This is a genomic window from Streptosporangium sp. NPDC001559 (genome assembly GCF_042893955.1).
Taxonomy (GTDB): domain Bacteria; phylum Actinomycetota; class Actinomycetes; order Streptosporangiales; family Streptosporangiaceae; genus Streptosporangium.
In genome coordinates this window covers 329,174-340,571 of sequence record NZ_JBIAVG010000002.1, presented here as the reverse complement: position 1 = coordinate 340,571, position 11,398 = coordinate 329,174, and the positions used below count along the sequence as shown (strand labels likewise).

The 11,398-nt window shown below is 71.4% G+C and carries 12 protein-coding genes; 6 read left to right on the top strand and 6 right to left on the bottom strand.

From position 1 onward, the window contains the following. Positions 1-63: 63 nt before the first annotated feature. Complete coding sequence (locus ACFYY8_RS05610; protein WP_390037465.1) at positions 64-306, bottom strand: phosphopantetheine-binding protein; 243 nt, start codon at positions 304-306, stop codon at positions 64-66. Between the two features lie 45 nt (positions 307-351). After that, the gene (locus ACFYY8_RS05605; RefSeq protein WP_390037463.1) at positions 352-1,692 is read right to left on the bottom strand and encodes a lysine N(6)-hydroxylase/L-ornithine N(5)-oxygenase family protein; all 1,341 of its coding nucleotides are present in this window, start codon (positions 1,690-1,692) and stop codon (positions 352-354) included. Positions 1,693-1,948: 256 nt separating this feature from the next. On the opposite strand from ACFYY8_RS05605, the gene ACFYY8_RS05600 reads away from it, so the two are divergent. The 4 genes from ACFYY8_RS05600 to ACFYY8_RS05585 are packed head-to-tail and all read left to right on the top strand — an operon-like array spanning position 1,949 to position 6,140. Further along, complete coding sequence (locus ACFYY8_RS05600) at positions 1,949-2,698, top strand: 2,3-dihydro-2,3-dihydroxybenzoate dehydrogenase (RefSeq protein WP_390037461.1); 750 nt, start codon at positions 1,949-1,951, stop codon at positions 2,696-2,698. A 21-nt stretch (positions 2,699-2,719) separates the two neighbouring features. Continuing rightward, complete coding sequence (locus ACFYY8_RS05595; RefSeq protein ID WP_390037459.1) at positions 2,720-3,868, top strand: isochorismate synthase; 1,149 nt, start codon at positions 2,720-2,722, stop codon at positions 3,866-3,868. 11 nt (positions 3,869-3,879) lie between these two features. Beyond that, positions 3,880-5,460, top strand: a complete 1,581-nt coding sequence (locus ACFYY8_RS05590; protein WP_390037457.1) for a (2,3-dihydroxybenzoyl)adenylate synthase — start codon at positions 3,880-3,882, stop codon at positions 5,458-5,460. A 20-nt stretch (positions 5,461-5,480) separates the two neighbouring features. Beyond that, positions 5,481-6,140 (top strand): isochorismatase family protein, encoded by a 660-nt coding sequence (locus ACFYY8_RS05585; RefSeq protein ID WP_390037455.1) that lies wholly within the window; start codon positions 5,481-5,483, stop codon positions 6,138-6,140. 75 nt (positions 6,141-6,215) lie between these two features. Here the strand turns inward: ACFYY8_RS05585 and ACFYY8_RS05580 are convergent, their stop codons facing one another. From ACFYY8_RS05580 to ACFYY8_RS05565, 4 genes are all read right to left on the bottom strand, one after another. After that, on the bottom strand, positions 6,216-7,019 hold the full coding sequence (locus ACFYY8_RS05580; protein ID WP_390037453.1) for a DUF1028 domain-containing protein: 804 nt from the start codon (positions 7,017-7,019) through the stop codon (positions 6,216-6,218). A gap of 100 nt (positions 7,020-7,119) precedes the next feature. Beyond that, entirely contained in the window at positions 7,120-7,773 is a 654-nt protein-coding gene (locus ACFYY8_RS05575; RefSeq protein ID WP_390037451.1) for a hypothetical protein, read from the bottom strand. A 461-nt stretch (positions 7,774-8,234) separates the two neighbouring features. Then, a complete protein-coding gene (locus tag ACFYY8_RS05570) occupies positions 8,235-8,786 on the bottom strand; it encodes a hypothetical protein (RefSeq protein ID WP_390037449.1) in 552 nt (183 codons plus the stop codon). Between the two features lie 78 nt (positions 8,787-8,864). Continuing rightward, on the bottom strand, positions 8,865-9,617 hold the full coding sequence (locus tag ACFYY8_RS05565; protein WP_362771649.1) for a lysophospholipid acyltransferase family protein: 753 nt from the start codon (positions 9,615-9,617) through the stop codon (positions 8,865-8,867). Positions 9,618-9,724: 107 nt separating this feature from the next. Between ACFYY8_RS05565 and dhaK the strand changes: the two genes are divergently transcribed. Next, on the top strand, positions 9,725-10,717 hold the full coding sequence (dhaK, locus tag ACFYY8_RS05560) for a dihydroxyacetone kinase subunit DhaK (protein ID WP_390037447.1): 993 nt from the start codon (positions 9,725-9,727) through the stop codon (positions 10,715-10,717). Continuing rightward, positions 10,717-11,397, top strand: coding sequence for a dihydroxyacetone kinase subunit DhaL (dhaL, locus tag ACFYY8_RS05555; protein ID WP_390037445.1), 681 nt, complete (start codon positions 10,717-10,719; stop codon positions 11,395-11,397). Before dhaK ends, dhaL begins: the two co-directional genes overlap by 1 nt. Position 11,398 lies beyond the last annotated feature (1 nt).

The window sequence follows — 11,398 nt, the reverse complement described above, 5'->3', positions numbered from 1 at the left end:
GTCTTTCCATGGCGGATCCCGGGCGCCTTCGGCCCGGCCCGCCGAACGTGGTTCAGGCCCGGCTCACCGGCCGCCGTCCTCCATGCGGTCGCTGATGAGCCGCCACCAGGCGGCGACGGTCGGCTGTTCGGCCAGTTCGATGAAGGTGGTGCTGACGCCCGCCGCGCGCCAGCGTTCGACGAGGCTCATCACGCGGATCGAGTCGAGTCCTCGGTCGAGGAGGTTCTCGTCGTCGGAGATCTCGGCCGACTGCTCGGACAGGACGTCGGCGACGTCCTCCCGGACGCGCTCGTGGCTCAGCGGCATGGGGTGACCGTTGCTTTCTCGTCGGGTGGTCGGGGGGCGGACTGTCTAGCCGAGGGCGGCCACGGACGCGGAGTCCACGCCGGGCAGGCCGCTCGCGCGGGGACCGCCCGCGATCGAGCGGACGATGTCCCCCGCCCTGACGGCCACGTTGGACAGCAGGGAGGACGACAGGCCGTGGGCGTACTCGGTGCCGCCCTGCAGGTAGATCCCGGCCTTGACGGACGGGTCGGTGAACACGCGGTAGTCGGCGCCGACCAGCAGCCGCCCCTGGTCGTCGAGGCGGCAGTGCCCGGCCAGGTCGCCGAGCAGTTCGGCCGGGTCGACGGGGCGGTAGCCGGTGGCGAAGACCACGGCGTCGCAGTCGAGAACGGTGCTCGTGCCGGTCGCCAGGTGGTCGACGTGCACGCGTACGCCGTCGGTGACCTCGTCCAAGCCCGCGACGCGGGAGACGTTGAGGATGCGCAGCCGTTCCCTGCCGACGACCTTCTCCTGGTAGGCGCGCCGGTAGAGCTCCTCGATGAGTTCGAGGTCGACGACCGAGTAGTTGGTGTTGGCGTGGTAGTCCAGCAGGGATCGCCTGACGTCCTCGGGGGCGGCGTGGAACTCGTCCACGGCCTCGGCGTCGAAGATCCGGTTGGCGAACGGGCTGTCGTCCGCGGGGCTGTAGCCGTACCGGGTGAAGATCGAGCAGACCTCGGCCTCCGGGTAGGTCCGGTGCAGGTGGTCGGTGACCTCCGCGGCGCTCTGTCCCGCGCCGACGACGGCGAAGCGCCGCCGGGTGAGCGGAGGCAGCCCGGCCAGCCGGGTCAGCAGGTCGGCGTTGTGCCAGACGCGCTCGGACAGGCGCACGCCCTTGGGCAGCCGGGGCCGCAGGCCCGGGGCGAGCACCAGGTTGCGGGTGCGGCCGAGGACCTCGCCGTCGTCACCGAGGACCTCGATCCGTCCGGCGTCGCCGTGGGCGTCCCACACGGGCCGGGCACCGCGCACCGTGGTGCCGTAGGTGACCTGGTGGGCGAACAGCGCGGCGACCCACTCCAGGTAGTCGTTGAACTCGACGCGGGTCGGGAACAGCGTCTTGTGGTTGACGAAGTCGGCCAGCCTGCCCTTGGCGTGCAGGTAGAACAGGAAGCCGTACTCGCTGGCGGGGTTGCGGAGGGTCGCGAGGTCCTTGAGGAAGGAGACCTGCAGCGTCGCCCCTTCGATGAGCATTCCCGGGTGCCAGCCGAAGCGCTCACGGCGTTCGAAGAACGCCGCCTCCAGAGCCGTTCCCGTCGTGCCGTGCTCTCGCAACGCCACGGCCAGGGCGAGGTTGGCCGGACCGAATCCGACGCCGACCAGGTCGAGTGGCCGCCGAGACCGTGATCTCTCCGCGGGGGATTCCGACATTCCGCTCCTCGTGTCTGGGCATGGCTGAGCCCCCCTCAGAAAAAGGGCATGCGTAATGGAAGGGCCCAAAATCCACCTAAAGTACTTAGGTAAGTCTTACCTAAGATCTATCCAGTCAAGACGGACGTCAAGGGGCAATCCAGTGTGAACCAGATCACACCAGTCGATCTCTTGACAGATCTTGTCGAGACGTGGAAGGTAAAGTTAGGCTTACCTAAGTTTAGGCTTACCTAAGTTGACCAGTGAGGGCAGAGCGATGAACGAGCCCGGCCTCTCGGGTGCCGTAGCACTCGTGACGGGTGCCGCACGAGGTATCGGAGCGGCCGTGACGACCGCGCTCGCCCGCGCGGGGGCCGTCGTCGCCGGGGTCGACCTCCTTCCCGAACCCTGGGAGGACCGGGACGAGAAGGTGACCCGGCTGGTCGCCGACGTCACCGACCCCGCACGGATGGAGACGGTCGTCGATGAGGTCGAGGACCTCCTCGGCCCGATCGGCGTCCTGGTCAACGTGGCGGGCATCCTGCGCACCGGCGCGGTGACGGACTTCGGCGAGGACGACTGGAACCGGGTGTTCGCGGTGAACGCCTCGGGCGTCTTCCACGTCTCCAGGGCCGTCGCACGCAGGATGGTCCCCCGCCGTTCCGGAACGATCATCACCGTGGCGTCGAACGCGGGCGGCGTGCCCCGGATGGGGATGGCGGCCTACGCGGCCTCCAAGGCCGCCTCCGCCATGTTCACCCGCTGCCTCGGGCTCGAACTCGCCGAGCACGGCATCCGCTGCAACGTGGTCTCCCCCGGTTCGACGGAGACCGTGATGCAGGCCGGGCTCGACCGGCGCTCCGTGCTCGAGGGCGATCCCGCCACCTTCAGGGTCGGCATCCCGCTCGGCCGGGTCGCCGACCCCGCCGACATCGCGGACGCCGTGACCTTCCTCGCCTCCGACCGCGCGCGGCACATCACCATGCAGGACCTGTACGTGGACGGCGGCGCCACGCTGCGAGCCTGACTTCTGTAGGAAAGGCTAGTTTTGAGCATCGCATACGAGGCGGTCACCGCCTCCGAGCTGCTGCGCGGGTACCGTCCCGGGCTCTCCTCCCTCTTCTCCTCCCCTCAGCACACGCTGCTGGGCCAGGGGTGCGCCGACGTGGTGCCCCCCGCGGCGACGCTGCGCGAGCTGGCGGGCCGCGTGCGGGAGCGGGCGGGCCTCGTCATGGGCGCCATCCCGTTCGACGAGCCGGGTGCGGCGCACCTCGTCGCGCCGGAGCGGGCCCGGTGGGCCGACCCCTTCGTCCCCTGTGACCCGCCGGAGGCCGAACCGGGGCAGCCGTGGCGGATCGTCGCGGTCCCCAGCCCGGCCGACCACCGCAAGGGGGTACGGCGTGCCTTGGACCTGCTGGAGCGGGGCGCCCTGGAAAAGATCGTCCTGGCCCGGTCCCTGGAGCTGACCCGCCCCGAGCCGGTGGACGTCGTGACGATGGTGCGCCGCCTGGCGGGCCGCGACCCGCACGGCCACATCTTCGCGGTGCCGCTGCCCGGTGACAGGACCCTGGTCGGCGCGAGCCCCGAGCTGCTGGTCTCCCGTACCGGACCGGCCGTGGTGGCCAACCCCCTGGCGGGGTCGGCGCCGCGCAGCGCCGACCCGCAGGAGGACCGCCGCCGCGCGGCGGCCCTGCTCTGCTCGGCCAAGGACCAGCGGGAGCACGCCGTCGTCGTCGAGGCGGTCGCCGACGCGCTCGCTCCGCACTGCCGCGCGCTCAGCGTGCCCGCCGAGCCCTCACTCGTCTGCACGGCCACCATGTGGCACCTGTCGACCAGGGTCACCGGCCGCCTGACCGACCCGGCGACGACCTCACTCGACCTGGCCGTCGCGCTGCACCCCACCCCGGCCGTCTGCGGCACGCCCACCGGGGCGGCCCGCGCCGCCATCGCCGACATCGAGCCGTTCGACCGCGGCTTCTACACCGGCATGGTCGGCTGGTGCGACGCCTCGGGCGACGGCGAGTGGGCCGTCACCATCCGCTGCGCCGAGGTGTCGCGGACCGGGGTCCGCCTGTTCGCGGGCGGCGGCATCGTCGCGGGCTCGGTCCCCGAGGCCGAACTCGACGAGACCTCCGCGAAGTTCCGCACCCTCCTGCACGCCCTCGGTCTCGGCGCGCAGGCCTCAACCCACGATTGACGGGAACCACGATGAGCGTTGTGCCGTACCCGCCGGAGTTCGCCGAGCGGTACCGCGCCGCCGGATACTGGCGCGGCGAGACATTCGGCGGTCTGCTCCGCGAACGGGCCGCGGCGCACGGCGACCGCGTCGCCCTGGTCGGCGGTGGCGAGCGGGTGACCTACCGCGAACTGGACGAGCGCGCCGACGGGCTGACGACGGGCCTGCTCGGCCTCGGGATCGGCCCCGGTGACCGGGTCGTCGTCCAGCTCCCCAACCGGATCTCCTTCTACGAGGTCTGCTTCGCGCTGTTCCGGATCGGGGCACTGCCGGTGTTCGCGCTCCCGGCCCACCGGTCCTCGGAGATCTCCTACTTCTGCGAGTTCACCGAGGCCGCGGCGTACGTCATCCCCGACGTCCACGACGGCTTCGACCACCGGCGGCTCGCCGAGGGGCTGAAGGTGCCGCACGTGATCGTGGACGGCGACCCCGGTGGGCACGTCGCCCTGGACTCCCTGCGCGCGGACCCCGCGGACGGCGCGGACCCCGCGGACGTCCCCGGCCCCGCCCCCTCCGACGTGGCCTTCCTGCAGCTGTCCGGCGGCAGCACCGGGCTGCCCAAGCTCATCCCCCGCACCCACGACGACTACGTCTACAGCTTCCGCGCCAGCGCCGAGATCTGCGGGCTCGACGAGACGAGCGTCTACCTGTGCGCGCTGCCCGCCGGGCACAACTTTCCGATGAGCTCCCCCGGGGTCTTCGGCACCCTGTACGCCGGGGGACGCGCGGTGCTGGCCCCCCATCCGGGGCCGGACACCTGTTTCCCGCTGATCGAGGCGGAGGGTGTGACGATCACCGGGCTGGTGCCGCCGCTGGCGCTGCTGTGGGTCGAGGCCGCCCGCCGCGCCGAGCACGACCTGTCGAGCCTGCGCGTACTGCAGGTCGGCGGGGCGAAGCTGAGTGAGGAGGCGGCGCGCAGGGTGAGCCCCGCCCTCGGCTGCGCCCTGCAGCAGGTCTTCGGGATGGCCGAGGGACTGGTCAACTACACCCGCTTCGACGACCCCGAGGAGGTCGTCGTCACCACGCAGGGCAGGCCGATCTCACCCGACGACGAGATCCTGATCGTCGACGACTCCGGCTCCCCGGTCGCCCCCGGGGAGACCGGTCACCTGCTCACCCGCGGGCCGTACACGATCCGCGGCTACTACCGCGCCGAGGAGCACAACGCGACCGCCTTCACCCCTGACGGCTTCTACCGGACCGGCGACATCGTACGGCGGACGCCGACCGGCCACCTCGTCGTCGAGGGGCGGGCGAAGGACCAGATCAACCGGGGCGGCGAGAAGATCGCGGCCGAGGAGGTCGAGAACCACCTGCTCGCCCACCCGGCCGTGCACGACGTGTCGGTCGTGGCGATCCCCGACGCCTACCTCGGCGAACGGTCCTGCGCCCACGTCGTGACCCGCTCCCCCGTCGGCGTGCCCGAGCTGAAGGCCTTCCTGCGGGAGCGGGGCCTCGCCGACTACAAGATCCCCGACCGGATCGAGTTCACCGAGACGCTGCCGACGACCGCCGTCGGCAAGGTCAGCAAGGTCAGGCTCAGAACCCGTTGACGACCGAAGAAAGGAACGACGTGGCCATTCCCGCCATCGCCCCCTATCCCATGCCGGGAGAGGAGGGGCTGCCCGAGAACCGGGTGGAGTGGACGCCGGACCCACGGCGTGCGCTACTGCTCGTGCACGACATGCAGAACTACTTCGTCAGCGCGTTCACCCAGGGGGCGTCGCCGATGTCCGACCTGGTGGCGAACGTCTCCGCGCTCCGCGAGACCGCCGGGCGGCTCGGTGTCCCCGTCGTCTACTCGGCCCAGCCCGGCGGGCAGACCCGCACGCAGCGCGGCCTGCTGCAGGACTTCTGGGGGGCGGGGATCGGCCCCGAGCCCGGCGCCCAGGAGATCATCCCGGCCCTGGCCCCGGGTCCCGACGACGTCCACCTCGTGAAGTGGCGCTACAGCGCCTTCCACCGCACCCGCCTGCGCGAGCTGATGGCGGAGACCGGCAGGGACCAGCTCGTCGTCACCGGGATCTACGCCCACATCGGCTGCCTGATGACCGCCTGCGACGCGTTCATGAGCGACACGCAGGTCTTCTTCGTCGCCGACGCCGTCGCCGACTTCTCCGCCGAGCACCACGGGATGGCCCTGACCTACGCCGCCGAGCGGTGCGCGATGGTCCTGACCACCCGGAGTCTGAACGAGCGGCTCACCGCCGCGGCCACCATGGTGGCCCGCTGATCCCGTACGGCACCGCCGTCAGGGTGTCCCGGCGTGGGACGCCCTGACGGTCTCGTCCTCAGCGGGCCGGGCGTCTCAGGCCTCTCCCCTGAGGCGGGCCAGGACGATCGGGTCGATCCTGCCCTCGACCAGCCTGCCCTCCAGGTTCTCGACCCCGGCCCACTGGTCGAGGGTGTCGTGTCCCAGCTCCTTCAGGCGGGCCTCGATCTCCTCGGCCAGCTCTCCCCGGATCTCCAGCAGGCTCTCCGGGTCGGGCCTGCCGAACAGCAGTTCGTGGACGTCCAGCAGCCTGCGCAGCTCGGTCACCGGGTCGGGGTGGTCGTCGACGCGCAGGTCGCAGGCGACGTCGCCCGAGCCCGCGTAGCCCGCGCCCGCCTCGACCACGTAGACCGCCGCGCTCTGCCTGCCCCTGCTGTCGCCGCCGGCGGCGTCGCCCGCGGCCAGCGCGGCCACCAGCCGTTCGGCGAGGGGCAGTTCCGCGGCGGCCAGCCAGGCCGCCTCCATCTCCCGGACCACCTCGGGGCCGGTGAGGATGTTGCCCTGGATGGCGTAGCCGTCACCGCTGACCCCGCCCGCCCAGGCGGGGCACTCCTCCCCGGTGAAGGTGGCGCCGGGGCCGTCGGCTCCGACCACGCCGAGCTGACGCTGGTCCCGCCCGGGGTCGGAGGCGACCAGTCCGGCCACCGCGTCCTCGGCCCGCACGCCGGTGCGCAGCAGCGCCAGTCCCTGCGTCCGGAAGGCGACGTTGGCCCACGCCTGGGTCGCCAGCGCTCCGGCGCCCGCCTCCGCGGCGGGCACGATCGCCCCGGCCGCCAGGAACTTGCTCGCCACGGCGACCCCGTAGGCGTCACCGGCCCTTGCCACGATCGAAAACGTCACGCGCCGACCGTACCGGGACAAAACGGCGAGGTCCATATCACCCCTGTACGGCCCCGCCTCCATGGAAGGGCCGCCGTCCTGGCACGGTCCATCCGCGAACTCAACGCTTGATCGCGATCAGGGCCTTCACCAGACCGGCCATCCACTCGTAGTGGATCTCCGAGTCCGGGAAGTAGTGCCGCATCTCGGTCTTGCTGAGCAGTTCGATCTCGGCCACCGAGCGCACCGCGCTCGCCCGGTCCGCCGGGCGGGTGTGCACCAGGGGCCAGCGTCGTACGGTCGCCGCCCGCACCGCCATCGGCATGAACTGCAGCCCCGGGAAGACGTAGTGCGGCTCGACGGGGAAGTAGCGGTAGGGCGTCTGCACCCAGTGCCGGTCGGCCAGGTCGTAGACGGCCTCGGCGAAGCTCTCCCGCCTGGCGTGGCCGCCGACGTGCTCGATGACCGCGTTCGAGAAGACCAGGTCGTAGCGGCCGTGGGTGGCGGCGCGCAGATCACAGGCGTCGCCGTTCTCCACGGTCACCCACGGGGGCAGCTCGGCGGGCGGGGTGGAGAGGTTGACGATGTGCACACGCGCGGGCTTGACCGGCGAGCGGAGCCAGGCGCTGGCCGTACCGCCCAGGTCGATGACCGTCATGTCGCTCACATCGGGGAAGACCCGCGCCAGCCACTGCCAGCGGCGCGCGCGGGCCTTGGCGCCCAGGGAATCGGGAGCGTCCACGAACCTGCTACGCAGGGCGGTCAAACGGCTCATCGGGCATCCATTCTCGGAGTCGAGCAATACACCGGACAGCAGAGTCAGATTTCCTGAACGTTCGCGATGTCTCGCCGTCGTCAGCCGACGGCCCCCGATTCCCCGTTCGCGAGACAGCAGGGAGATACCCCTTGATTCTCATGAACTTCAGGAAGTTTTCCATAGAGGGGATATCCGTCGTTAGTGCATCGTTATAGTGCGCGATCAAGTGACACGCGTGACTCATGAGGCATATAGCGAAATATCACATTTGACCGGATGTATCGGCTGGACATCTCGCCCAAAAATGCCAATCACCCCCTCCTTGCCATCCCGAACAGAAACCTCCCTCCAGGCGCCACCCCTGCTCTCAAGTCGCAAAATTTACGACTATTCGGCCGGTTCTTAATGAGAAACCAGGAACGGTCCAAACATCGTGGCCAATGCCATACGGATCAGGCCCCTCGTAATACCTCGAAGCATCACGAATAGGCAGCGACCACGCCGACGACGAGACCGGCCAGAGAGACGGCCGTGAGCAGGCATCCAACGGCCACGGCCGGGCGCCGGCCACGCCGTACCCGCAGGACGTACAGCAGCGCGTACGGCAGGAAGCCCAGTACCCCGACGCCGAGGAAGGGCAGGGTGAGGGCGGCCAGGACACCCGAGGTGCCGGCCGGAACCGCGCGGTCGCCCTCCGGGGTGAGCCGGGCGCGCCTGACGTCACCGACCGTCGAGTCGGGCGAGGCGGCGACCCGCACCGTCTCACCGGTACGGTCCAGGACGAAGTCGCCCCGGCAGTCGTAACGCCCCTTCCCCAGGGGCGCGCACGAGACGACCGTCAGGGTTCCCGGGGAGCCGATCCTCCCCGTGGCGAGCTTGAGATCCTCGACCGCGAAGACGAAGGGCGCCAGGCCGAGCGCCGCCCAGAGGATCATCAGCACGGCCATCCCCACCGGCCCGGGAGTACGGCCCGGCCCCGGCGAGGGGGCGGGCTGGAAGGCTTCGGCGAGGTTGTCGAACACGTCATTCATGGGATCAGCGTGGACCACACCGCTTGTGGCCCACCTGACACCGGCTTGCGGGCTTCCCCGGGCTCGCGGGGCGGGCCTTCAGGACAGGTCGTCGCCCTGCCTCGCCTGCGCCTCCGCGGCGTCCAGCTTGGCGGCCTCCTCCGGGGTCGGGGCACCGCCACCGAGGTGGCTGGGCTGCCACCACGCGCCCGGCGGGATCTCCGGATAGGTCCGCTGCGCCCGGTCGAGCAGCTCGGCCATCCGCCTGCGCAGCTCGGCGGTGACCGCGTCGTAGTCGTCGCCGCGCTTGGGCTCCAGCGGTTCGCCGACCAGGACCGTGATCGGCACGTGCCGCTGCAGCAGCCTCCTGGGCCGCCCCTTGGTCCACAGCCGCTGGGTGCCCCACAGGGCCATCGGGATCAGCGGCACCTTCGCGCCGACGGCCATCCTGACCGCGCCGTTCTTGATCTCCTTGACCGTGAAGGACCGGCTGATCGTGGCCTCGGCGAACACCCCGACGACCTCCCCCGACTTGAGCGCCTTCAGCGACGCGCCGAACGCGGCGGCGCCCGCGGCCCTGTCCACCGGGATGTGGTGCATGCCGCGCATCAGCGGACCCGAGATTCGGTGGTCGAAGACATCCTTCTTCGCCATGAAGCGAACCAGACGCTCGGCGGGCAGGGCCGCCAGGCCCGCGAAGATGAAGTCCAGATAGCTGATGTGGTTGCTGGCGAGCACCGCGCCGCCGGTCCGCGGAATCCGCTCCGCGCCCTCAACATGGATCTTGAGGTCCAGCGCGCGGAACAGGGTCTTCGCCAGCGCGATGACCGGGGGGTACACGATCTCAGCCATGGCTGAACCGTACCTCAGTCCTCCCCCTCCCCCGGTACCCCCGGCCCCGCCGAGAGCTTCGCCCCGCCGCGCTTGCCACGACACGGGAGCGGGAAGAGCTAAGGAATGTGAAGAAGCTCATCAACAGCGCCGAAACGGTCGTCACGGACGCGCTGCGCGGGCTGGCGGCCGCCCACCCCGACCTGAGGGTCGACCCCGGCGGCCGGATCGTCTCCCGTGCCTGCGGTCCCACCCCGGGCAAGGTCGGGCTGATCTCCGGCGGCGGCTCCGGCCACGAGCCGCTGCACGCGGGCTTCGTCGGGTACGGCATGCTCGACGCGGCCTGTCCCGGTGAGATCTTCACCTCCCCGGTGCCCGACCAGATGGTCACCGCGACCGCCGCGGCGAACGGCGGCGCGGGTGTGCTCTACGTCGTGAAGAACTACACCGGCGACGTCCTGAACTTCGAACTGGCCGCCGACCTGTGCGCCGAGGAGGGCGTCGAGATCGCCCGCGTGCTCGTCGACGACGACGTGGCCGTGCGCGACTCCCCGAACACCGCGGGCCGCAGGGGCACCGGCGCGACCGTCTTCGTGGAGAAGATCGCCGGAGCCGCCGCGGAGGGCGGCGCGCCGTTGGCCGAGGTCGCACGGGTGGCCCAGGAGGTCAACGCCAGGAGCCGCTCCTTCGGCATCGCGCTGGACGCCTGCACGACCCCCGCCTCGGGCAGACCGACCTTCGAACTGGGCGAGACCGAGATCGAGCTGGGCGTCGGCATCCACGGCGAGCCCGGACGCTCACGCGCCGCCATGGGCGACGCCCGGGAACTGGCGGCCGTGGCACTCGACGCCGTCGACGAGGACATGCCGCTCTCCGGCGACGTCCTGGTCATGGTGAACGGCCTGGGCGGCACGCCGCTCATCGAGCTCCACATCGTCTTCGCTGAGATCGCCGAGCGGTTGTCCGGCAGGGGCGCCCGGGTGGCGCGCAGCCTGGTCGGCGACTACGTCACCAGCCTCGACATGCGGGGCTTCTCCGTCACGGCCTGTCTGCTGAGCGAGGACCTCACCCGCCTGTGGGACGCCCCGGTCCAGACCCCCGCCCTGCGCTGGGGCCGCTGATGGACACCGCCCTCCTCACCCGGTGGATCACCGGGATCGCCGAGACGGTGCACGCGAACCGGGAACGGCTCACCGAGCTGGACGCCGCGATCGGCGACGCAGACCACGGCGTCAACCTCGACCGGGGCTTCGGCGCCGCCGTACAGGCGCTGGCCGAGGAGCCACCGGCCAGCCCCGGCGCCCTGCTCCGCCTGGTGGGCGGCACGCTGATCCGCAGGGTCGGCGGCGCCTCCGGCCCCCTGTACGGCACGGCGTTCCGGGAGGCGGGCAGGCACCTCGGCTCTCTCGGCGACTCCCCCGAGGTGTCCCCCGCCGAACTGGCCCGCGCGCTCAGGGCCGGACTCGACGGCGTCACGCGGCTGGGGTCGGCGGCGGAGGGCGACAAGACCATGGTGGACGCGCTCGCCCCGGCCGTCAGGGCACTTGAGTCGGCCACCACATCGGCCACCGAATCGGCCGTCGCCGGAACCGTCGCCGGGGCCGGAGGGCGGAAGGCGTTCGAGGCGGCGGCCTCGGCCGCCCTCGCGGGAGCGGAGGCCACGGTCCCGATGGTGGCCCGCAAGGGCAGGGCCAGCTATCTCGGCTCTCGCAGCGCGGGCCACGAGGACCCCGGCGCCGCCTCCTGCGCGCTCGTGTTCGCCGCCCTGCTCTCGGCCGTGAACGATCCCGGGCAGAGGTAGG